This is a genomic window from Edaphobacter sp. HDX4 (assembly GCF_036877565.1).
Taxonomy (GTDB): domain Bacteria; phylum Acidobacteriota; class Terriglobia; order Terriglobales; family Acidobacteriaceae; genus Edaphobacter.
Genome location: NZ_JAEDXW010000005.1, coordinates 194,653 through 218,005 on the forward strand (window position 1 = coordinate 194,653; position 23,353 = coordinate 218,005).

Below are 23,353 nucleotides of genomic sequence, written 5' to 3' on the forward strand. Positions count from 1 at the left end.
TAAGCTGACACCGCACAGACAATCTGTCGATATTTCGACACCGATTCCCTCATGAACTCGCAACCCGTGCTGCGAGCGCAGGTGATGACGTGGTTTTTCCGCCAAATGCATTGGCACCAAACTTGCTCTCCGTTAAGAGAGAGCCACCTCAAAGCGGAGTGAGAGCTCTCGCATGAAGCAGCTTTGAAATATCTTCTCACTCCGATTCCCAAAGGCGGTTCAGAGGATATTCGAGGGAAATGCGAAGGCTCACTGGAAGAAGATTATGGACCCACAACAATCGGTTTCAGCGGCGACGGAAGCTCCGACACCATTATCCAGCGGAACCGTCGTCTCGAAAAAACGTCATCGCGGGCTATGGTCTGTTGTACTGGCGGTGTTTGCCGCTTTGTTTGCAGCTGTCCTTCATCACCGCTCAGAGCGCGCCTTAATTCCAGCACCACTGCGCGCGAACGGTCCCGTACCGGTCACTGCTGCAACCGCCAGGCTTGGAAACGTTCAGACCTATCTCGACGGGATCGGCACTGTAACTCCCGTCTACACTGACACAATCACGGCTCAGGTCACAGGTGTCATTACTGCCGTCCATTATCGTGAAGGGCAACTCGTACGCAAAGGCGATCCGCTGATCGACCTTGATTCACGGCCGTATGTCGCTCAATTGGAAGAGGCACAGGGCACGTTGGAACACGATCAGCAACTGCTGGCGCAGGCACAGATGGATCTGGCGCGATATCAACAGGCCTGGGCACGCAATGGCATCCCGCGTCAAACGCTCGAAGATCAGCAGAAGCTGGCTCTGCAATACCAAGGCACGGTGAAATACGACCAAGGCGTCGTTCACTATGATGAGGTCCAAGTTGATTACTGCCACATCGCGTCGCCAATTTCCGGGCGAGTAGGTCTTCGCCTTATAGATCCCGGCAACTTGGTCACAGCCAACGGCACGACTGCTCTTGCAGTAATCACGCAGATTCAGCCCATCACGGTCGTTTTCACAGTGGCCGAGGACCAGCTGAATCAGGTGCTGGACGAAATGCGCCATGGCATACGTCCCGTAGAGGCGTGGGATCGCCAGAAACAGACGAGGCTCGCGACAGGTCAGCTGGTCACCATCGATAACCAAATTGACACTACAACAGGAACTGTAAAGCTGCGTGCCACGTTTGATAACCGCGACAACCCGCTGTTCCCGAATCAATTCGTGAACACGCGCCTGCCGCTTAGAACCGTGCAGAACCAGGTTCTTGTTCCGTCTTCAGCAGTGCAGCACAATGGGGATACGGCCTTCGTCTATGTAATTCACAACGAGCAGACGAAGATGACCGGCGTTAAGCCTGGCGTCTCCGACTCCGGAATGACAGCGGTTGAAGGAATCCAGCCGGGCGACGTCGTGGCCAACAGCAGCTTCGATAAGCTGCAGGACGGATCCAACGTTACAGTTTCGACTGCACAGCTGTCCTCAACTTCCAGTGAGACGAACGCTCCATGAGCCCGTCCCGCATATTCATCTTGCGGCCCGTCGCCACGGCCTTACTCATGGCCGCCATCCTGCTCGCGGGTATTGTCGCCTACCGACAGTTGCCGGTTTCCGCGCTGCCGCAGGTGGACTACCCTACCATCCAGGTCTTGACGCAATATCCGGGAGCCAGTCCCGATGTTATGACCAGCACGGTCACGGCCCCCCTGGAGAGACAGTTCGGACAGATCCAGGGCCTCAGCCAGATGACTTCCACCAGTTCTGGGGGGGTGTCGGTGATCGTCTTACAGTTCAACCTATCCCTGAATATCGACGTCGCGGAAGAGGAAGTGCAATCGGCGATGAATGCCGCGCAGAGCTATCTCCCTTCCGACTTGCCTTCGCCACCGGTGTACAGCAAAACCAATCCAGCGGATGCGCCGGTGCTCACGTTGGGCATCACGTCAGATTCCATGCCACTGTCCCAGGTTGAGGACCTGGTGGATACGCGGCTCGCGCCCAAGCTCTCGCAGCTCAACGGTGTTGGACTCGTCAGCATCAGCGGAGGGCAAAAGCCGGCAATCCGCATCCAGGTTAACCCGGTTGCACTTTCTTCGTACGGCATCAACATGGAGGACGTCCGCACCGCCCTGATGCAGGCCAGCGTGAATTCAGCAAAGGGAAACTTTGATGGCCCTCGCCAGGACTACCAACTGGACGCGAATGATCAGATCACCGTTGCCGGCGATTACGCCAATATTCCTATTGCTTGGAAGAATAATGCGCCGGTTCTGGTAAAGGATGTAGCAAATGTAGTGACCGGCGTTGAAAACAGGCGCCAAGCTGCCTGGATGAACCGCACCTCGGCTATCGTTTTGAATATCCAGAGGCAGCCTGGAGCGAACACTATCAATGTTGTGAAGAGCATCAAGGCGCTGTTGCTTCAGCTTGAGGCGAACCTTCCGGCTTCAATCAAAATCACGACCCTTACCGACCTCACCACCAGCATTCAGGCATCAATTGACGATGTCCAGTTCGAAATGATGCTCACGATCGGGCTGGTTGTTTTCGTGATCTTCCTGTTTCTGCGGAACCTGTACGCAACCATTATTCCCAGTGTCGCTGTTCCGGTGTCCCTTGTAGGCACTTTTGCAGTGATGTACCTGCTGGGGTATAGCCTCGACAATCTCTCGCTTATGGCACTAACCATCTCGACGGGATTTGTGGTGGATGACGCAATCGTAATGGTTGAGAATATTTCCCGCTACATTGAAGACGGCGACTCACCTTTGCAGGCGGCACTGAAGGGCGCAGGGCAAATTGGCTTCACGATTCTTTCTTTAACAGTCTCGCTCATCGCTGTGCTGATTCCTTTGTTGCTTATGGGCGACGTGGTTGGCCGGCTGTTTCGAGAATTTGCAGTCACGCTGGCAGTCACGATCGTCATCTCTGCGGTAGTGTCCTTGACCCTGACGCCGATGATGTCTTCGCGAATCCTCCGCCGCAGGCCGGAAGCCCGACAGACCTGGTTTTATCGCGTTTCCGAAGATGTCTTCAATCGCATGATCGCCTTCTACGGGCGCACTCTGAAGATAGTTTTGCGGTACCAGACGATCACGCTTCTCGTCGCGCTTGGTACTTTGGGATTGACCGTATATCTATACATCGTTATTCCTAAAGGCTTCTTTCCGGAGCAGGATACCGGAGTTATTCAAGGCATTTCGCAGGCGTCCCAATCGATTTCTTTTTCCGCAATGGCGCAAAAGCAGCAAGCTTTGGCCAAACTCATTCTGCAGGATCCCGCCGTCCAAAGCCTCTCATCATTCATCGGGGCTGACGGCACCAACACAACTCTGAATAGTGGTCGCATTTCCATCAATCTGAAACCGATCCAACAGCGCAAACTGAGCGCCGCCGATGTAATTCGTAGGCTCAACAATAACCTGCAGCAAGTGCACGGCATCACGCTCTACATGCAACCGGTCCAGAACATCACGGTTGACGACCGCGTCAGTCGCACGCAGTACCAATACACGATCGAAGGGCCCAATAGCGACGAACTGAATGCATGGACCAACAAATTTGTCGGCCAACTGAAACAACTCAAAGGTATTGAGGACATAGCTACCGACCAGCAAACCGGCGCACCATCGTTGTTCCTCTCTCTAGATCGAGTCACGGCATCACGCCTGGGAATTGCTCCATCCACCATCGACAACACGCTTTATGATGCATACGGGCAGCGTCAAATCAATACTCTTTACACTCAGAGCAACCAATATCACGTGATACTCGAGACCCAGCCGGAGTGGCAGGAGAATCCGGCTAGCCTGGGCGATCTCTATATTCGGGCGAATGCCTCTTCGGGAACGTCCGGGGCTGGTCCGGTCACTTCCTATTCATCTTCGTCGTCCGCTGCGGCAGGCTCGAACGCTACAACGACCTCAGTTCTGTACACACCATCGGCGGCTGCCCTTTCGCCGCCAGTTAACGCGTTAGCCCGCAACGGCAACAACGCGGCAAATCTGGCCACAAACACATCCCAGGCGAACGTTGTCCCCCTCAGTGCGTTCTCGCATCTCTCGCTAGTTCCTGAAGCGCTCACGATCAATCATCAGGGGCAATTTCCGTCGGTGACCATCTCATTCAATCTTGCTCCTGGCACGGCGCTCGGAACCGCAATCGATGAGATCGACGAACTCGTAAGCGAAATGCATATGCCGGCTTCCTTGCAGGGCGATTTCCAAGGGACTGCCGCCTCTTTCAAGAACTCGCTTTCCAACGAAGTGCTTCTGATTCTCGCTGCATTGGTCACCGTCTACATCGTGCTCGGGGTGCTCTACGAGAGCTTTGTTCACCCCATCACAATCCTTTCGACTCTGCCGTCCGCCGGTGTTGGCGCGCTCCTGGCTCTGATGCTGTTTCATCAGGAGTTCAGCGTCGTAGCGATCATAGGAATTATTTTGCTCATCGGAATTGTGAAAAAGAACGGAATCCTGATCGTCGATTTTGCCCTCGAAGCCGAGCGCGAGCACGGAAGAACGTCGACCGAAGCGATTTACGAAGCGAGCGTTTTGCGTTTTCGTCCAATCATGATGACCACAATGGCAGCTTTACTCGGCGGACTTCCACTTGCGCTCGGTCGCGGCCTGGGTTCCGAATTGCGGCGGCCGCTCGGTATTGCGATGGTTGGCGGTCTGCTGGTGAGTCAATTGCTCACGCTCTATACGACTCCGGTCATTTACATCTTTGTCGACAGATTGGGTCAGCGACTCACCGGAAAGAAACCGACAAACCGGGTGGAGAATGATGAACCCCTTCCCGTCGGGGAGCACGCATGAGCATCTCGGCTCCGTTCATCAGGCGCCCTGTAGCGACCGCCCTGCTCACGATCGCCGTTGCTCTTGCTGGTGCGATCGCTTTCAAAGTGTTGCCGGTAGCGCCGCTGCCGCAGGTGGATTACCCGACTATTTCCGTGAGTGCCACTCTTCCTGGAGCGAGCGCGAGAGTTATGGCATCTTCAGTGGCGACTCCACTAGAGCGCCAGTTCGGACACATCGCCGGAATTGCGGAGATGACGTCCTCCAGTTCACTGGGTAGCACTTCGATCACCTTGCAATTCGATCTCAACCGCAACATTGATGGCGCTGCGCGCGATGTCGAGGCGGCCATCAATGCAGCGCGGACATATCTCCCGACCAACCTGCCGCAGAACCCTTCGTATCGCAAGGTGAATCCCTCTGATTCCCCGATTATGCTTCTGAGCCTTACCTCGAAACAATATGACGTTCCTAAACTCTACGATCTCGGGTCGACAATCCTGCAGCAGAAGCTCTCTCAAATCGGGGGTGTAGGTCAGGTGTTTGTGGCAGGCGCAGCTGCACCGGCCGTGCGCGTTGAGGCGAACCCCACAAAGCTGGAGAGTTATGGGCTCACACTCGCGAACGTCAGATCAGTTCTGGGCCTGCAGAACGCGCACGAACCGCGAGGGCAGATTGCGAACAAGGCTCTGACCGCCGACATCATCACGAACGATCAGATATCGCACGCCGACGACTACAAACCGCTCGTGGTCGGATATCACAATGGGACCGCAGTCCAACTTTCAGATGTGGCTGATGTGATCGATGGATCCCAGGATCTGCGCGTCGCTGGATACACGAACACGAAAAAGTCCGTAACAGTTGTCATTTTTCGCCAGCCCGGCGCCAACATCATCGATACCGTTGAACGTATCCGGGCGCAGATGCCATTTTTGAAGGCGGTACTCCCTCAGGGAATACAGTTCAATGTTGTTCTAGACCGGACGACTACGATTCGCGCCTCGGTCCGCGACGTTGAAAAGACGTTAATTCTGTCGATCTGCCTGGTGGTGGCAGTCGTCTTTGTTTTTCTAAGAAGCGCACGCGCCACACTGATTCCAGCCGTGGCCGTGCCTGTATCACTGATCACCACGTTTGCAGTGATGTACCTGTTCGGCTTCAGTGTGGACAACCTTTCGCTCATGGCGCTCACCATCGCGACCGGATTTGTCGTGGACGATGCCATCGTCGTAATGGAAAATATCGCACGTCATCTCGAAAGCGGCATGGAACCTTTGACGGCCGCGCTGCAGGGGGCGCGTGAAATCGGCTTTACTGTGTTTTCGATCAGTATATCGTTGGTTGCTGTCTTCATTCCTATTCTGATGATGGGCGGCATCGTAGGCCGACTCTTTCGCGAGTTCGCGATCACACTCGCCGCCGCCATTCTGATTTCGATGCTTGTCTCGCTGACGACGACGCCGGCGATGTGTGCACATTTACTGAAGCCGCACACTGGCGAAGATGAGCATGGCCTTTTTTACCGAGTCAGCGAGAAGTGTTTCGATAGCGTCCTGTCTGTGTATCGTAGTTCGCTTCGCTGGGCCCTGGAAAATTCCGCGCTCATGCTGGTCCTACTTGCGCTCACCATCGTTCTCAACGTTGTCCTGATTTCTAAATTTCCGAAAGGCTTCTTTCCGATTCAAGACACCGGCGTGCTGATGGGCGGAGTGCAGGGACCGCAGGACGCCTCTTTTCCCTTCATGAACTACTCGCTTGTAGAGATGGAGAAGATCATCAAGGCTGACGCGGCAGTTGATTATGTAAATGCGTACACCGGCGGCGGCCGTGGAGCAACCAATAGCGGAACGATCTTTATTTCGCTGAAGCCCCTGAGTGAGCGCAAGGTGAGCGCGACCGAAGTGATTGGTCGTCTTCGAGCAAAAATCAGCCAGTTGCCGGTGGCCTCCGCGTTTTTCCAGCCGGTACAGGACCTTCGAATTGGAGGTCGCGCCAGCAATGCCCTGTACCAGTACACGCTTCAGGGAGACAACTTTAACGACCTCGCCCACTGGGGCCCAATCCTTCTCGTGAATATGAAGAAGATGCGAATTCTGCAGGATGTCAGCAGCGATCAGCAGAACGGCGGGCTCGAGGAGATGCTCACCTACGACCGGATAACAGCAGCACGTCTCGGGCAGACAGCACAATCACTCGACAGTGCCCTTTACTCAGCCTTTGGGCAGTCGCAAGTTTCTGTCATTTACACCCCGATGAATCAGTATTACGTCGTACTGGAAGTCGCCCCGCAGTACTGGCAATCGCCTACGGGGTTGAACAATATCTACCTGAAACCGGGGAGTTTATCGACCAATGGAGCAAGTGCTAACACGATAACGCCACTCGCGGCGATCACGACCCACCAGACGCGCACGACGCCACTGCAGGTCAATCATACGGGAGTGTTTCCGTCAGTAACTATTTCTTTCAACCTGGCTCCTGGTGTCGCCATGAGTGATGCGACAGCAGGGATCCAGCAGATGGAAGAGCAGATGGGCGTGCCCTCCACCATTCATGGTCTCTTCTCCGGGACGCTGGATGCGTACCAGCAGTCGCTCGCAAGTGAGCCCACCCTCATTGTTACCGCCCTACTGGCGGTCTATATCGTCCTGGGCGTCTTGTACGAGAGCATGATTCATCCGCTGACGATTATCTCCACGTTACCGTCGGCAAGCGTCGGGGCCGTGCTCGCGCTGATGTTGTTTCACATGGATTTGAATGTGATGTCGATCATCGGTATCGTGCTCCTCATCGGCATTGTTAAGAAGAACGCCATCATGATGGTCGACTTCGCATTGGCCCTCGAGCGGCTGGAAGGCAAGAGCACGGCGGAGGCAATTTTCGAGGCCTGCATGCTTCGGTTCCGTCCCATCATGATGACTACTATGGCAGCGATCTTCGGCGCGCTGCCGCTCGCTTTCGGCACTGGAATGGGCTCAGAACTGCGCCGACCCCTAGGTATCACGATCGTTGGCGGCTTAATGCTTAGCCAGCTGATTACGCTGTACACCACGCCCGTCGTTTATCTGGCTTTGGATCGGTTGCGCCTCCGCTTTCGCCGCGTGCGCCCTGGCACATTCATCGCTGAAGTATAAGGAGCAACTTCGTAACAAGGATTACAAGCGGGACACCATGACGATATTTGCCCAAAAGAAATTGATGATATTTGTGTTTGCGCCGTGTTTACTGCTGGCGGGATGTGCCGTTGGACCGAAGTATCATCCCCCTGTCGCCCAAGCCCCTGAGGCTGCAAACTACAAAGAGTCTCATGTGAATTTCCAGAACACAGACAGCTGGAAGGTCGCCAACCCGCAGGACGCAATGCTTCGCGGCAAATGGTGGGAGGTATTCGATGACGCGGACTTGAACGGACTCGAAGAGCAGCTCAACATTAATAACGAAAACATAAGAGAGTATTTCCAGAATTTCATGCAAGCGCGCTCTCTGGTCGCCGAGGCGCACTCTCAGTATTGGCCTACGGTTAGCGTCAATCCTTCGTGGACCCGGCAGAAGACTTCGGGAAGCCTTACTAACACGTCCCAGGCCAACACCGGACGAACCAGCACAGTTATGTCGTTCCCCGTCGATGTCTCGTGGACACCGGATTTCTGGGGCAAGATCCGCAATGAGGTTCGTGAATATCAATATGCAGCGCAGGTTAGCGCCGCTGACCTTGAGCTCGAACGCCTTACCGAGCAGACCAGCCTGGCACAATACTATTTCGAAATCCGCGGTCAGGATGCCCTGCAACAAATTCTGGACGACATTGTTGCGGCGGACCAGAAGGCAGTTGATTTTGCGCAGACGCAATACGATACCGGCGTGGGCGACTACCTCTCCGTGGTGCAGGCCAAAAGCGCGCTGCAGAGTGCGCAGGCTTCGGCAATAAGCGTCGGCGTTGCACGAGCGCAGTACGAACACGCCATCGCGGTACTCCTCGGGAAGCTGGCCACAGACTTCTCGCTGCCGGTAAAGCCATTGCTGACCGCTCCACCGCCGATTCCCGTGGGCGTGCCGGCGCAATTACTCGAGCGCCGTCCCGATATCGCCGCAGCCGAACGAACTATAGCGAAAGACAACGCCGTAATCGGTATTGGGTACGGAGCCTTTTTCCCAAATATCTCGCTTTCAGCCAGCGGTGGCTTTGAAAGCTCTACTCTTAGCAACTGGTTCTCAGGCCCGAGCCGCTTTTTCTCCGTTGGTCCATTGATCTCTCAGACGATCTTCAACGGCGGACTCTACCGGGCGGAACTGCATCAGTACGCGGCTGTTTACAACGCGGATCTCGCTGCCTATCGTCAGACCGTGCTTACGGCCTTCCAACAGGTCGAGGACTATCTGGCTACAGTCCGCATTTATTCCCAGCAAATTCAGCGCGAGCAGGAGGCAGTGAAATCATCGCAGGAGTACCTGGACCTTGCGATGTCGCGTTACCAGACCGGTATTGATCCTTACCTGAATGTTCTGACAGCGCAAACCACAGTGCTTTCCAATCAGCAGACACTAGTAACTCTGCAAATTCAGCAAATGGTCGCGGCCGCCAGTCTGGTCGAGGCACTCGGGGGCGGTTGGGGTCGCTCACAGCTGCCAACTCCTTCGCAGGTGTCGCAGAAAGGGCCCGCTTCCGATTACAAGCTGCAGCGTTAGGGAGTTCCCGGCAGCCGTTGGAAAATGGGGTTGCCGGACAACGCATGCATTGCATATCGGCTCTGGCGAGGACCTTATCAATCGGTCTCTGTGCTACGAGACGATGCCTGACGGATATGGTTATGTGGCCAATCCTAAGGGGCTGGACTATGTTGATTTGGGTGTTGGCGGGTTTCTGAGCGGTTCGTCGGCTCCAGACAAGTCCTGGGCTAAGTATGCACCTCAGTTCACTGGAAAAATGCAGGTGCTCACGCTGCGCAATGCGGATAAGAGAACTTACCCCCCGGATTCGTCAAAGCCTATATGCACAATGGATACCTGAAAAGCCTAAAAGAAGTCGTACACTTCTACAAAACCAGGGATGTGCGATGCACGAGCGAAAAGGATCCCAACGAGAAGAAGACCTGCTGGCCGGCAGCCAGGTTTCACAGACGAAGACGCAACCATCGGACACCTCGGACTTTCGGATGAGGACGAAGATGACATCGTGGCTTTCCTAAAAACATTAACGGATGGCTATACGCGAAAGAGCTCTGCCGATATGAGCGCAGTGCAGAACAATACCCGGCAGCTCCGGAAAAACATGCGACACTGATCCGGCCCTTGCCTTCCTAGCGCGGACGCCGAGCAATCGGCGTCGCTTTCAGTTAATTTCCTTCACAAACGCTGTCGAAGGACCAGTTCGGCCAACCAATAAGAACAGGAGTAGCTGTTTGAAATCTTTCGCCAAGAATTCACGGTGTTGTCGACGGTTCAGATTGTTCAGTCTCGACAAGAGTGTCAGGCGAAGCAGGGCGCTGGCCCAGACGTTGAATGCCAAGCTTCTTCATCCTGTGGATCAGCGTCGTTCGCTTCAACCCGAGCTGTGCGGCTGCGCCATTGCGTCCGCCGACGACCCATCCGGTCGCGACCAGGGCCTGAACGATGAGAGCGCGTTCAGCATCTCGGAGTGTTTTTGGAACGCAGGCCGGCTCGGACTCTCTGAGCGTGTGTGACACGTCAGAGGAGACGGTGACCACTGGCGGACCAGACGCCGGAAGCGGATTCGGAAGCACTTCATCATCTGCCAGAATTACGGCACGCTCGACCAAGTTCTGCAGCTCACGTATGTTGCCTGGCCAGGAGTAGGAAATGAATGCTGTCATCGTCTCCGGCGGAATGGAATTTATTTCCTTGCCAATGCGGCGGCTGAAGATCTCGGCAAAATGCGTGATGAGTGCAGGAATGTCTCCGTGGCGCTCTCGCAAAGGTGGTAGAACGACAGGAAAGACATTCAGTCGATAGTAGAGGTCGCTGCGGAATTCATTACGTGCCACCATTTCCACCAGGTTTCGATGGGTGGCGGCTAGGAGCCGCACGTTTACTTTGTGTGTACGCCCGCTACCCAGGCGTTCAAACTCCTGTTCCTGTAAAACCCGTAGCAATTTAGGCTGCAGCGCGGGCGGAATATCACCCACCTCATCTAAAAATAAGGTGCCGGTATCAGCCATTTCGAAACGTCCAATCTTTTGAGCTATAGCTCCGGTAAAAGCCCCTCTTTCGTGACCAAACAGCTCGCTTTCCAGAAGATCGAGCGGAATCGCCGCGCAATTTACCTTGATGAACGGCCTTCCACAACGCGCGCTGAGATTGTGGATCGCCCGTGCGATCAATTCCTTCCCTGTGCCGGTCTCGCCCTCGATCAGGACGGTTGAATCGGTCGGTGCGACTCGTTCAATTTTTTCGAGCACCGAGTCTAAAACACGACTGTTCCCGATGATTTGCTCAAATCTTCTCGAGCCCACCTCGTCTCCACCGGACCTGAATACCGCTGAACTTGCCACAGGAACCTCCACGGGCAAATCGTCTTCGGATGAGATCACATCTCCAGAGCTGCCCGAACACTTTCGAGCAGGTCATCATCGTTGAAGGGTTTCGCCAGGAACTCAACCGCGCCAGAGCGGAGAGCCTGCAGTCGCATCTTTGAATCTCCATGTGCGGTGATGAAAATGGTCGGAATCCTGCAGTTCTCTGCATTCAGCTTTGCTTGCAGATCCAGACCCGACATCCCCGGCATGCGGATATCGGTAATCAAGCATGCGGTCTGACGTTGTTGGCCTGAAACAAGGAATTCTTCAGCGGAGGAAAAAGCCTTTGCGGTCAAGCCAACCGCTTTCATGAGCCCTTGGAGAGCAATCCGGACTGACTCGTCATCATCGACAATCGCAACCAGTTTCGCCTTTGTCTGACTTGCCATGTCAATAAATTAACGCCTGTGTCAACGAGGCGCAATTGTCTCTTCGTATAGTTCGCTTATACGAAGGGTGTCTTTGTCCAGATAAGGGGACTCTGGTAAGGGAAGGAGTCGTCTGGTGACTATTAAGGGTTGGTTTTGCCTTTGCCCTATTTGCCGCTCGACGGCTTCAGCCGTTCCGATATTCTGACCAAATCGGCAAGAGAATCAGCCTGCATTTTGCGCATCACGTGGCCGCGATGGACCTTAATTGTGATTTCGCTGGTGCCAAGTTCGGATGCGATCTGCTTATTAAGCATGCCGGAGACGACTAATTGCATTACCTGGCGTTCTCGTTCACTTAGGGCATAGTAACGTTCTCGCAAGTCGGCAACCTGACCATGTTGCTCTCGCCTGAGACGGTCGCGCTCGAGCGCCTGGTCAATCGCATCCAGCAGGTCCTGATCCCGAAACGGCTTCGTAAGAAATTCCACCGCGCCGGACTTCATGGCCCGCACCGACATTGGGATATCTCCGTGCCCTGTAATAAAGATGATTGGAATCTCCATCCCCGCTTCGGCTAGCTTACGTTGGAAATCCAAGCCGTTCACGCCGGGAAGGCGCACGTCGAGAACCAGGCAGCCGGGAGTATTCGCAACGCTGTTCGCGAGGAATTCTGCCGCGCTGGAAAACGATAGCGATGGCAGACCAACGGATTTCAATAGCCCTGCTATTGAGGTGCGAATGCCTGGATCATCATCAATGATGAAGACCGTCGAAGGCTCCGTTTTCTTCACTGCTTGGCCTCGGCAGCAATAGGCAATGTGAACTGAAAAACAGCGCCGCGGCCTGACTTCGCTGTCGCCCATAGCCGTCCTCCGTGGGAATCGATAATTGAGCGGCTAATGGCTAGGCCCATGCCGGTGCCTTCGGGTTTTGTGGTGAAGAAGGCACTAAAAAGCTTGTCGGACTCTGAGGGCAGTCCCATCCCAGTGTCACTGACTGAAACCACCAGTTCATTGTTCGCGTCGCGTTCGGATCTAATGGTAACCTCGCGGTCGCCTTCCACACCTTTCATTGCGTCAATACTGTTGATCATCAGGTTCATGAGGACTTGTTGCAGCTGAACGCGATCTCCCATCACTTCCGCAACCTCCACCGCAAATTCGCGTTTAATAGATACACGATGTCGCGCTGCTTCATTGCGCAGCAATACAACAATATCGTCAATAACTCCATTGATATTGACCAACTCGCGTTGCGGGACGCTTTTCTTAAACAGCAGGCGAATGCGACTGATGATCTCTGCTGCCCGGCTCGCATCTTTGGTTATTCTCTTGGCTGCTTCCCGCGCTTCTTCGATGTTCGGCTTCTCCCCAGCAAGCCATCGCACGCACGTATTGGCATTCGTCATGGCAGCAGCAATCGGCTGATTGACCTCATGCGCAAGCGAGGCGGTCAACTCTCCCATCGTTGTGACCCTGTTGATATGCGCGAGTTCTGCCTCCAATTGCCGCAGCCTCTCGCGCTCTTCTTCGGCGCGCTTGCGGTCTGTGATGTCGATATCGGTGCCGACCACTTCAACCACCTCTCCGCTCGAATCGAGAACGAGATGGGCTACGCCATGTATGTGTCTAACTGTTCCGTCGGGCAGCACGATTCTGAATTCGGACGCGTAGTCTCGTTTTACGCGTACTGCCGTCACGTAGTATTCGACCGTCCTGTCGCGCTCCTCCGGATGGATCCTTTGCAACACGTTTGCGCCGTCCGGTAGGCCCTGCTGTGGATCGAAGCCCCAGAGTCGGAACATTTCATCAGACCAGAAAACGAATGTTTTCGTGACGTTGTCAAATGCCCAGCTCCCCGCGTGACTCAGCTTCTGCGCTTCAGCCAGATACGATTCACTTCGCCGCAGCGCCTCCTCAGCGCGGTTGCGCTCGCTTATATCTCGTGCCAGCGCAACGGAGATGTAGCGGCCGTTGAGCCGCTTTGCTCGTATACGCACTTCGACCGGAATAACTGTTCCATCCTTTCGCCGGTGACGACTCTCAAATGTAACGATCTCTCCCGTTTCAACCCGCGTTTTCAATTGTTGCAAAAAAGCTTCATCCACATCCGGGTCGAAGTCGGTAGGACGCATTCCGATGAGTTCGTCTCGGCTGTAGCCCAGGATTTCACAGGCCGCAGGGTTCACGTCGAGAACAGTCAATTCCTCACCGAATCGCATGATCGTATCGGGCATACCATCGACCAATAAACGGAATCGAACCTCGCTCTCGCGTAGTTCCTGTTCCGCCTGCTTGCGATCTTCGATATCAGTCAGGACTCCATACCATTTGACAATCTCTCCGGCTGCATTGCGCAGGGACACACCGCGGATCAAAAACCAGCGGTATTCCCCGTCCGCCATGCGCCGGAATCGCGCCTCATCTTCGAACGGTTCGCCAGTGATCGAACACACGGTCCACTTCTCGATATGTCTTTCGCGGTCTTCAGGGTGAAGTACACTTTGCCATCCGGCTCCTTGCGTATCCTTGTCAGATAAGCCCGTGTATTTGCGCCAACCCCGACTCGCGAAGATATTCGAAGGGCCTGGTAAGGCGATGAAAACCATTGCTGGAACGTTCTCGATCAGATCGCGAAGCTCAGCTTCACTCTTGCGAGCAGCCTCCTCGGCGCGCTTCTGCTCGGTGATATCTTCGCAGACGATCAGCAGAACCGGTGTCTTCTTCAGAAAGACAGCCTTCGCGGTCTCCCGGACCCACAGCATCGTGCCGTTTTTGCGGATCTTCCTAGCCTCCCATCTCAGGGTTCGGCCCGGCTGCTCGAAACAATCCTGCGCATGCTTTCGGATCGCCTCTCGATCGGGCTCGTAGAACACGTTCAGCACAGGCTGGCCGACCAACTTGTCAATGGTGTAGCCCAATTGTTCGGCGCCAAAGATGTTCACCGATGCGATATTGCCAGCCGAATCTACGATGAAATACATCGTGGGATTGCTCTCAAAGGCGGCTCGCCATTGCTCCTCAATCTCTTCGCGAGCCTGCTCAGTCCGCTTCTGCTCGCTGACGTCATTGTTGGTTTCGAGAACTGCAACAGGCGTTCCTCGATCATCGCGCTGCAAGGACCACCGGCTGGCCACGATGACGGGTGTCCCGGATTTTTTGGTGTGCACCAATTCGCCTTCCCAGCGGCCTGCGTGCATCAATTCAGCGTCAATTTCCCGGAGCGGCATAGGAAAGATAGTCTTCGTCAGTTCGTGGCTGATTTTGCCGACCGCTTCGCCTGCCGTCCAGCCATAGAGCGCCTCCGCGCCACGATTCCAGTACTTAATAACTCCATTCATGTCACGGGCAAAAATCGCGTCATGAGTAAGGTCCAGAAGATTTGCCTGTTCTAGCAGCCCCTTCTCATTCTGTTTGCGCTTCGTCACATCAACGATGAGTCCGCGCAGCCGGGTTGCCTCTCCATCCTCGACCACCACGGTAACCAGATCACGCATCCATACCACACGTCCATCGGCAGCAATCATGCGGTACTCAAAATCGTGACTACGTTTCTGGACCGAGGCTTCCTGGAAGAGCCGGACTGCCGATTCAAGATCCTCGGGATACAGGTGGTCTCTCCAAAACGTCGGCTCACGTAACCATCGCTCGGCTGGATAGCCGAGCACACGTTCCGCCTGCTCGCTAACGAATGAGAACGCAAAGGTCCGGGCGTCCGCCTCCCATACAATGCCTTCAACTGAGTTGACGAGATCTGAGAATCGCTGACGCTCAGCTGTCGCTTCCGCGCGCTGTTGTTCGGCCTTATGTGCCTCTTTCCGCGTCCGGTCCGAGAGATAACTTCCAATGATGCCGGTCATGACAAATGCGATTAGTGTAAAGACATCGCGCGAATCCCGGATACCCCAGATGCCAAGCGGCGGAACTATCCAAGTGAACGCCAGCCCGGCAAGGAACGAGAAGAGCAATGCATAAAACAATCCCCACACGGCAGAGACGATCAACACGAGAAGAAGAAAGATGAGTGCTGCCGCCAAGGGACCATCGGCTACACGAGTTGCGGAGAGCACGCCAGTGACCGCGACCACAGCCAGAATAGAAATGAGAGTTCGGAGTATTGCCTTTGGGATGGCACCCCATCGCATCGTATTCATCGTCAGCGAATTCATTCGCAGTGGCATAGGCATGCATCATAGCGCATTCGGCAGACAACCGGTTTTAGTTCACGGGGTTGACAGATCCATTGTCCTCAACCGAGACGACATTTGAATTCGTGAGGCTATCGTATGCGAATTCTGCAATTTTGGAACGAGTGAATGCCGCCACTCTCTTCGACACAAAGACATCAGCGTTGGTCATTTCTTCATCGATGTGCGGAAACAGTCTTCGTTCATGATCGATATCGCCCACTGGGACTGGTTGCGGTTATGCCGAAAATCCAGATGTCTTCACGGCGAAAGCGCGTAGCTCCAGATGCCGGACATTGCAATCGACCAGGAGTACCGTTGTGCTAAACGCAACTTTCAAGTCGATGATTTCATCCCCATTTGTCTGTCATGTGGAGCACACCGCATTCCAAACTTTGCGTGCATGGTTAACCGATTGAAATGCTCGATGAACTGAGCCGTTCCGAATTGCGATGTCACAACTCAGATTACACGCTGTGCTCCTTGGGACACTTCTGTCAGTATCTCGACACCGCCCAGCACGCCATGGCTCCTGCGAGAATGCACTCTCATTTGACTGATGTCCCGAGCAATGCTCGTACTATGGGCGATTTGGCGTGCGTGCAAGATCATTACGGAATGGCAAGGCAAATGCTTTCAACCCTTACGTCAGCGTGGTGAGCGGTGCTCGCGCCACCCCTGATGGAGAAGCTTATGAATGCTCTAAAAAAAAAGCTAGCTCGCATCCTTTGTTCCTGTCTGACGATCGCTATTTTGTCGGGAGGACCTGCGTTTGCGGATGAACCCGGCTCGCCGACACCGGTTACGTCCGCACACCCGAATCCGCAGGAACTGCAGCAACTTGTGGCGCCAATTGCTCTGTATCCGGATTCGTTAGTCGCCCAGATCCTCGCGGCCTCAACGTATCCTGCGCAGGTTGTTGAAGCGGATCGCTGGTTGCAGGCACACTCCGATCTCAAGGGGACCAGCTGGCACAAGCCCTCGATCAACAGCCCTGGGACCCGAGCGTGAAGGCGCTCGCCGAATTTCCGTCAGTACTCGCGAACATGGACAAGAATCTTTCTTGGACCTCGTCACTGGGAGATGCCTACATCAATCAGCAACAGGACGTGATGAATGCCGTTCAGGTGATGCGGCAGCAAGCGAAAAAGTCGGGGAACTTGAAGAGCACATCACAGCTGAAGGTGAACGACGAGGGGCACACGATCGTCATTGAAGCGGCTGACCCGGAGGTTGTTTATGTACCCGAATATGACCCGTGGTTAGTCTACGGAGTTCCCGTCGCGCCATGGCCGGGATGGTATTGGTATCCGGGTCTGTATTGGACCTCTCCGGGCTTCGGATTTGGTTTCGGCTTTCATGTGGGCTTTTTTGGCGGATTTGGTTGGGGCTGGCATCACTGGGCACCCGATTGGCACCATAACGTAATCCTCTACAACCACAATACGTACGTATCCCACAGCACTACGATTGTTAACCGCAGTTTCTACGCGAATCGTGCCCGGATGAATTCATTTCACAGTCCCGGGGGAGGATTTCGAGGCGGAGATCCATTTCACGGCGGAAACGCATTTCATAGTGGTCCGGCAGCGCCAGGCCAACACACTGCAGCACCAGGTGCTGGTGGAGAGTACGGTGCGTTCAGCGGATTCCATGACGGCGGCGTAACCCGCGGTTACTCCTCCCGCGGCTCTTCGAGCATGGGAGGTTTTCACGGTGGGGGAGGCTTTCACGGCGGTGGAGGTTTCCACGGCGGCGGTGGTCATAGATAAACAAGTAGGTTGATGGAATCACGCCTTCTGATGGAGAAACTGATTATGCATACAAATCCGATACTCGCTCGTTCCCAAGTAACAGTCCGGAGCTTGTTGCTGAACCTTATAGCGTCGTTGCTCTTACCTGCGGCCCAACCCATGCTAGCGCAAAGCCAGCAGAGGCCCTTCGTGTCTGCCGAGGAAGCTTCGCAAGCCTTGTACGCCGCCGTGCGAAACAACGATGATCAGGCGGTGCAGGCAATCCTTGGTGCAGTACCCATCTCAACCGGCAACGACGGCCAGGACAAGCTAGAGCGCGAGCGGTTTGCTCAGAAATATAAGGAAATGCACAGGCTGGTTCGTGAAGCGGACGGCTCGACCGTACTTTACGTAGGTGCAGAAAATTGGCCGTTTCCGATTCCCCTCGTCACAACTGGTGGCAACTGGCATTTTGATTCGGATTCCGGTTCTTGGGAAATTATGACTCGCGAAGTTGGAGAGAATGAGACCGCCGTCATCAAGGTGTGCCACGGACTGACAAAAGCGAGTAGCTCAAATGCGTACAGAGTAGCCGAGGACGACGCTCCTGTCCTCGAGTTTGTGCAGAGTCTTATCGAGTCCGAAGGCGGCATTTCCACCACAAGCCAAACTTTTCACGGCTACTACTTCCGAGTACTAAAACAACGGAGTGGTATCGCGGTAGTGGCGTATCCCGCGACGTACGGTAGCTCTGGAGTGATGACGTTTCTGGTTAGCGGCAGCAAGGTGTACGAAAGGGATCTCGGGCCACAAACTGCTAGCATGGCGCAGAAGATTCAAGGGAAGCCATCTGAAAAGTGGGTCGCGGTGCAATAAGGCCTCATTCTGAACGAGAATGCGGATTGCGTTCCAAACGTGTCGCTCAGTTCGGCATACACACAATGAACCATAGTCGATCAACGAGAACGATTTCGAGTGTTTTGCAACCAGCGGGTGAATTTGATTTGGACAGTATGGAGAAGACAGAGTCAAACCGGTATGGAGACAGCCATCGTGATTTCACTTCTTCTGATCACTATAAGCATCCTAGTTTCGCATAGCCCGTGCTCTTGCTGTGCCGGACAGGAAAACCAACCAGCTTTCCTCGTACATGGGAGTACTTTGAATGGAAGACCAAATCACTCGCCGGCGACTGCTCACGTGCGCAGCCGCTACACTCGGCACCGCGGCTGCGGGAACATCGGCATTCGCACAGCAGCAATCCGCAGAAGATCAAACGTTGGCGGGACACGCGTTCGGGAACGAGTTGCTTAAGGATCGAGTCGCTGTGATCACAGGAGCTGCTCGTGGAATCAGCCGAGCCATCGCCGTCGAAATGGCGGCCAATGGGGCCGAGATTGTAGGTATCGATATCTGTGCCAGAGTCACTCCGGTACAGACATATCCGGTGTCGACCCGTGCAGATCTCGATGAGACTGCCGCGACGGTTCAGCAGCACGGACGTAAGTTCATGGCGTTAGTAGACGACGTACGCGATATCTTATTCCTGCACTCGGCGGCGGATTACGTCGAGCAATGGTTTCTCGATGCAGGGAAAGCACGGATCTAAGAACATGTCATCGTACTCTGCTTCGAAGTGGGGAATCATAGGATTGATGAAGAGTGCGGCCCTTGAGTTGGGGCCACACAAGATAACCGTCAACGCATTGGTGCCCGGCCTAGTTGTACGCCGCTCACGCGCAATGACCCTCGCTGGACTGCCATGATAGGAGAAGGGTTGCGCATCGACAACCCTCCCAGGCACCCAACAGAACAACAGGCGATTGAAGCATACGCACCTCATGTGCCGCTCAAGGTCCCGTGGCTGAAAGCCGAAGACCTTGCGCCTGCGGCGGTCTTCCTCGCTTCTGATCTTGCGGCCATGGTTACGGGCGCATGTTACGACGTGACGGCCGGAGCTGATGCAAACAACCTGTCTTAGTTAACTACGGAGAGTAGGTACTCTTAAATGAGAAAGAGATTTCTGCAAACTTAGCTGGTCTGACTGCCGAACGTATCTGGACCCTCCGCGTGACGAGTAACAGCGCACTCGCGGTGCTGCGCCTCGGCAGAGCTGGGTTCAATTTCATCGATACAGCGATTCCTGCGGTCCCCACGTAAGTGAAGAATCAATCGCCCAGATCCTTGTTTCCTGATCCAAAGTGGGTGGTTATTGCTACAAGTGTGGCTGGAATCGCCCGGGCCCCAATGAATGGACCCATAACGCGACTCCGTCTTACTTGCGGCAGCAGTGGAAGACGGGCTGAAGCTATTGAGACTTGATCATATCGACGTGTATCCGTTGCATCATTCCGGATCCGATCCTGCCTCTCGAAGCGTCTGTTGCAACTTTGGCCGACTCCTAGAGCACGGGAAGATTCGAGTGGTGGCGTTGTCCAACCCGCACGGTAGCACATTGAGCGTGTGCGTAAGGTCGTTCCCATCGTCTCGGTCCAGAACCGGTACAGCTTCGCAGATCGGGAATGGGACTATGTCGTGGATTAGTGCGAAGGCGCCAAGTATTCTGCGAGTCATAAATGGTAGCGCTCCTCAAAAAGCGGCGTCGATAATGCCTGCTATACATACTTAGGCACTGGTATTGCGAAAGTTGCAATCGGGGATGGCTTCGAAAACAGAGGCGTTAGCCGAACTGAATGTCTAACTCGCAGTAACACGGTTGAGGAAGTCGACACGTCGCGACAGTACATTGACGCGTGTTCATCGAATCGGGAGTAGAGAAATCGAGCTTTTATTGCTCAACGTCAACTGACGTCGGGAATTCTGCAAGAAACGCAGTGACTGCGAGTAGGTCCGCGCTTCCGCCAGGACTGAGGTTACGTGCTATCAGGTCATCATCGAATTCGATCATTCTTTTGAGACCATCGAGCGCAAATACTCCTCCATCGTCTAACAACTTGCGGGCGTATTCACGAACGTAATCAAGGCCGGCGAGGCCACCGCGGGCGACGAGGTTTGTGTCGTCGTTCACCGTGAGTAGATATAGGAAAGCTTGTGAGAGGGCGATCTTCTGGGTGAGACCGTTTTGGCGCAGGTGATCGTAGACGGGTAATGCAACTGAGCGTACCGTCCCAAAACCCGACTCGGCTTCGCCCCTCGCTCCGGCTAAGCCGTAGAGATGAAAAATGCGCTCACCTGCCGTCTGTTGTTCCGCCGTGCCGCTGAGTTCGCGTTCTACTATGCCCGCACAGATATGGCTCACTTCGGTGCAAAGACGCTCACGAGTTAGGGCGATTTCCTGCGCGAGTAGGCGTCCCGCGGCAGCGCACAACAACCCAAGCGAGAAGATCGCGCCTTTATGTGTGTTGATGCCTTGTGTTGTCTGGAACATCTCTTGTTCACACCCGATTCCAACAGACCGCAGCAGAGGCAGAAAATCACTCGCGGGGACATCGGCAGCGGTGTGTCCCATGTCAACGAATATAGGGAACCAAGCCGAGAGTACGCGCGCACTTTTCAGGAATGTTACGAGATTCATATCGCGGTGTGCGCCGGAGTTTCGTAGATCAACCAGGCCAGGCTTCGGCGTAAGCATCAGTTCGCTCAACAGAGCTTCAGATGCAGACACTGCGATTGCCCGCCTTTTTCTGAAAAGATCTCCAGCGAGAGCGGGGGCCTTTACGGTGCTAGGTTCGTCTGTGCCGATCAACATCTTCCACCATCCTCAGCATGGCTGTCAGTAACTCCGCGAGCGAATGCTTCTGAGAACGTCCGCATTCGCGTGCGGGACGGTCGCATACAAGACAACCCCGTGCCGGGATCGCTAGTTGGGTACGTGAAAGTGCGACACCGTCTGGCGCGATTACATCCAAATCCCACAATCTTCCGATCGGATGGCTCCCCTCTAGTTCAACCGCGACAGTCTTGAGGAGGTGCGCTTGAACATCAATGACGTAGATCGCTTCTGGGCCGGTACTTCGCCAAAAGACATCACGCGAGAGCAGTTGCCAACCATTTGCTGTTATCAGAGTGTCAATGTGGAGAAGTGCTATCTCCATCGCTCGTTGTGGTAACCAACCGTCCTTCATTGGTCCAGGCGTAATCATCGTGATCGACAGTACGGGCTTTCCGAATTGGGATACGGCGGCAGCCTGGTAATCGGCACGCCGCTCCCGCGCAGCCAGCAATTCCGTACCGCTGACTGTGATCTCAGCAAATCCCTTCATTAACTCTTAACCTGACGAACGACATCAATGATGCTGCCATCTCGATAGCGAATGATGCCAACAACTCGGTCTGTGAATTCGATGGGATCGGGCTCGCCGGTCAGGCCGACCGCTCGCTCACGCAGATCCTCAATTGTCATGACCGGCAACCGTGCCTCGCGCAGTCGCTGTTCTATTTCAGGTCGCTTCGGGTTCACGGCGATTCCGTGATCGGTTACCAATACATCGACAGATTCTCCGGGCGTCACCATTGTCGCGACGTGACGGACTACGGTGGGAATTCGGCCCCTGACTAACGGAGCCACGACGATGGTTAGGTTCGCAGCTGCGGCGACGTCGCAATGACCTCCTGACGCGCCGCGAATTACGCCATCGGACCCGGTAATTACGTTGACGTTGAAATCGATATCGATTTCCAAGGCACTCAGGATGACAACATCCACTCGATCGACGTAAGCAGCCTTTGACGAAGCGTTGGCATACTCATTGGCGGAAATCTCAAGATGAGCAGGTGAGGTGCACAACGATTCCGCTGCATTGCTATCAAACGATTGCACGTCAACGATGGTCTTTACGAGCCCTTTCTTGTGTAGATCCGCAATCGCTCCGGTAATTCCGCCAAGCGCGAAACTTGCTGTAATACCTGCAGCGGCCATGTGCTCCTCCAGGAAGCGGGTAGCCGCAGTCGATGCCGCGCCCGAGCCGGTTTGCATGGAGAAACCATCCTTGAAGTAGCCAGAGTGCTCGATCACCCCCGCCGCCCGTCGGGCGATCAATAACTCGCGTGGATTTTTCGTCACGCGAGCAGCGCCTACTCCGATCAGCGAGGGATCACCTATGTCATCAATCTGCACGATCAAGTCCACGCGATCCTGAGAGATACTTGCTGGGTAGTTCGGGAACGGAACGATCTCCGGGGTCAGCAACACGACATTGTGCGCATATTCCGCATCGACCTTCGCGTAGCCGAGTGACCCGCAACTTAACTTCCCGCGTGATCCGTTGGCGTTGCCAAATTCGTCGCAGCAGGAGACTCCGAGAAAGGCGACATCAATCTCTAATTCGCCGCTCTGGATAAGATGGACTCGTCCGCCATGGGAGTGGATCTCTACAGGCACATTCAACAGGCCGTTAGAGATGGCTTCGCCCAACTTGCCTCGCAACCCAGAGGTGTAAATGCGAGTGATGACTCCGTTCTTTATGTGTTCAACCAACGGATCGTGGCAGTTCAGTAGTGAACTTGAGGCAAGTGTCAGGTTCTTGAACCCCATCTGGGCCACGGCGTCGACTACTTTGTTGATTACCTTGTCGCCTTCGCGGAAGCCATGATGAAACGAGATCGTCATCCCATTTTTCAGGCCTGATCGCTTGATCGCCTCTGCGAGCGAGGGACATAGCTTCCGATGCACCTTCAGTTCGGGATCAGCGAGATAAGGTGTATGCGTGTAAGCGCCCGCAAATATTGGGGTCGCACGCGTCACCGCGTTCTCTCCTGACAGCTTTTCGAGCAGAGTATTCATATGTA

15 protein-coding genes and 1 pseudogene are annotated in these 23,353 nt (G+C 54.6%); 9 read left to right on the top strand and 7 right to left on the bottom strand.

Annotated features, from left to right (window positions below; translation table 11 throughout):
* The first annotated feature begins 265 nt into the window (after positions 1-265).
* The 4 genes from JAO29_RS07475 to JAO29_RS07490 all read left to right on the top strand — a co-directional run bounded on the left by JAO29_RS07475 (position 266) and on the right by JAO29_RS07490 (position 9,468).
* On the top strand, positions 266-1,492 hold the full coding sequence (locus JAO29_RS07475; protein WP_334267570.1) for an efflux RND transporter periplasmic adaptor subunit: 1,227 nt from the start codon (positions 266-268) through the stop codon (positions 1,490-1,492).
* A complete protein-coding gene (locus JAO29_RS07480) occupies positions 1,489-4,800 on the top strand; it encodes an efflux RND transporter permease subunit (protein ID WP_334267571.1) in 3,312 nt (1,103 codons plus the stop codon). Before JAO29_RS07475 ends, JAO29_RS07480 begins: the two co-directional genes overlap by 4 nt.
* On the top strand, positions 4,797-7,916 hold the full coding sequence (locus JAO29_RS07485) for an efflux RND transporter permease subunit (RefSeq protein ID WP_334267572.1): 3,120 nt from the start codon (positions 4,797-4,799) through the stop codon (positions 7,914-7,916). The genes JAO29_RS07480 and JAO29_RS07485 overlap by 4 nt, the downstream gene beginning before the upstream one ends.
* Positions 7,917-7,980: 64 nt before the next feature.
* Positions 7,981-9,468, top strand: a complete 1,488-nt coding sequence (locus JAO29_RS07490; RefSeq protein ID WP_334267573.1) for an efflux transporter outer membrane subunit — start codon at positions 7,981-7,983, stop codon at positions 9,466-9,468.
* Positions 9,469-10,202: 734 nt separating this feature from the next.
* Here JAO29_RS07490 and JAO29_RS07495 read toward each other — a convergent pair.
* The 4 genes from JAO29_RS07495 to JAO29_RS07510 form a co-directional block, all read right to left on the bottom strand.
* Entirely contained in the window at positions 10,203-11,291 is a 1,089-nt protein-coding gene (locus JAO29_RS07495) for a sigma-54 interaction domain-containing protein (RefSeq protein ID WP_334267574.1), read from the bottom strand.
* 35 nt (positions 11,292-11,326) lie between these two features.
* Positions 11,327-11,704, bottom strand: coding sequence for a response regulator transcription factor (locus JAO29_RS07500; RefSeq protein WP_334267575.1), 378 nt, complete (start codon positions 11,702-11,704; stop codon positions 11,327-11,329).
* Positions 11,705-11,850: 146 nt separating this feature from the next.
* Positions 11,851-12,477 carry a response regulator transcription factor gene (locus JAO29_RS07505; protein WP_334267576.1) on the bottom strand — a complete coding sequence of 209 codons (627 nt, stop codon included), beginning with the start codon at positions 12,475-12,477 and terminating at the stop codon, positions 11,851-11,853.
* On the bottom strand, positions 12,474-15,854 hold the full coding sequence (locus JAO29_RS07510) for a PAS domain S-box protein (RefSeq protein WP_334267577.1): 3,381 nt from the start codon (positions 15,852-15,854) through the stop codon (positions 12,474-12,476). The genes JAO29_RS07505 and JAO29_RS07510 overlap by 4 nt, the downstream gene beginning before the upstream one ends.
* Before the next feature lie 711 nt (positions 15,855-16,565).
* On the opposite strand from JAO29_RS07510, the pseudogene JAO29_RS07515 reads away from it, so the two are divergent.
* The 5 genes and pseudogenes from JAO29_RS07515 (at position 16,566) to JAO29_RS07530 (ending at position 19,586) form a co-directional block, all read left to right on the top strand.
* Positions 16,566-17,644, top strand: a pseudogene (locus JAO29_RS07515) (DUF3300 domain-containing protein).
* 171 nt (positions 17,645-17,815) lie between these two features.
* Positions 17,816-18,481, top strand: a complete 666-nt coding sequence (locus tag JAO29_RS07520) for a DUF2950 family protein (protein ID WP_334267578.1) — start codon at positions 17,816-17,818, stop codon at positions 18,479-18,481.
* 289 nt (positions 18,482-18,770) lie between these two features.
* Positions 18,771-19,214, top strand: coding sequence for a hypothetical protein (locus JAO29_RS07525; RefSeq protein ID WP_334267579.1), 444 nt, complete (start codon positions 18,771-18,773; stop codon positions 19,212-19,214).
* Positions 19,215-19,218: 4 nt separating this feature from the next.
* Positions 19,219-19,371, top strand: a complete 153-nt coding sequence (locus JAO29_RS23465; protein WP_442886338.1) for an SDR family NAD(P)-dependent oxidoreductase — start codon at positions 19,219-19,221, stop codon at positions 19,369-19,371.
* Between the two features lie 11 nt (positions 19,372-19,382).
* A complete protein-coding gene (locus JAO29_RS07530) occupies positions 19,383-19,586 on the top strand; it encodes a hypothetical protein (RefSeq protein WP_334267580.1) in 204 nt (67 codons plus the stop codon).
* An 807-nt stretch (positions 19,587-20,393) separates the two neighbouring features.
* Here JAO29_RS07530 and citG read toward each other — a convergent pair.
* The 3 genes from citG to citF are packed head-to-tail and all read right to left on the bottom strand — an operon-like array spanning position 20,394 to position 23,348.
* A complete protein-coding gene (gene citG, locus JAO29_RS07535; RefSeq protein WP_334267581.1) occupies positions 20,394-21,314 on the bottom strand; it encodes a triphosphoribosyl-dephospho-CoA synthase CitG in 921 nt (306 codons plus the stop codon).
* Entirely contained in the window at positions 21,289-21,828 is a 540-nt protein-coding gene (gene citX, locus JAO29_RS07540; RefSeq protein ID WP_334267582.1) for a citrate lyase holo-[acyl-carrier protein] synthase, read from the bottom strand. Before citX ends, citG begins: the two co-directional genes overlap by 26 nt.
* The gene (gene citF / locus JAO29_RS07545) at positions 21,828-23,348 is read right to left on the bottom strand and encodes a citrate lyase subunit alpha (protein ID WP_334267583.1); all 1,521 of its coding nucleotides are present in this window, start codon (positions 23,346-23,348) and stop codon (positions 21,828-21,830) included. Before citF ends, citX begins: the two co-directional genes overlap by 1 nt.
* Positions 23,349-23,353 lie beyond the last annotated feature (5 nt).

What these genes read in the sequence shown, in the direction of transcription:
- citX (WP_334267582.1), bottom strand. Translation starts at nt 21,828, where the DNA reads ATGAAGGGATTTGCTGAGATCACAGTCAGCGGTACGGAATTGCTGGCT.
- JAO29_RS07510 (WP_334267577.1), bottom strand. Translation starts at nt 15,854, where the DNA reads ATGAATTCGCTGACGATGAATACGATGCGATGGGGTGCCATCCCAAAG.
- citF (WP_334267583.1), bottom strand. Translation starts at nt 23,348, where the DNA reads ATGAATACTCTGCTCGAAAAGCTGTCAGGAGAGAACGCGGTGACGCGT.
- JAO29_RS07490 (WP_334267573.1), top strand. Translation starts at nt 7,981, where the DNA reads ATGATATTTGTGTTTGCGCCGTGTTTACTGCTGGCGGGATGTGCCGTT.
- JAO29_RS07500 (WP_334267575.1), bottom strand. Translation starts at nt 11,704, where the DNA reads ATGGCAAGTCAGACAAAGGCGAAACTGGTTGCGATTGTCGATGATGAC.
- JAO29_RS07475 (WP_334267570.1), top strand. Translation starts at nt 266, where the DNA reads ATGGACCCACAACAATCGGTTTCAGCGGCGACGGAAGCTCCGACACCA.
- JAO29_RS07485 (WP_334267572.1), top strand. Translation starts at nt 4,797, where the DNA reads ATGAGCATCTCGGCTCCGTTCATCAGGCGCCCTGTAGCGACCGCCCTG.
- JAO29_RS07525 (WP_334267579.1), top strand. Translation starts at nt 18,771, where the DNA reads ATGGAAGACCAAATCACTCGCCGGCGACTGCTCACGTGCGCAGCCGCT.
- JAO29_RS07480 (WP_334267571.1), top strand. Translation starts at nt 1,489, where the DNA reads ATGAGCCCGTCCCGCATATTCATCTTGCGGCCCGTCGCCACGGCCTTA.
- JAO29_RS23465 (WP_442886338.1), top strand. Translation starts at nt 19,219, where the DNA reads ATGTCATCGTACTCTGCTTCGAAGTGGGGAATCATAGGATTGATGAAG.
- citG (WP_334267581.1), bottom strand. Translation starts at nt 21,314, where the DNA reads ATGTTGATCGGCACAGACGAACCTAGCACCGTAAAGGCCCCCGCTCTC.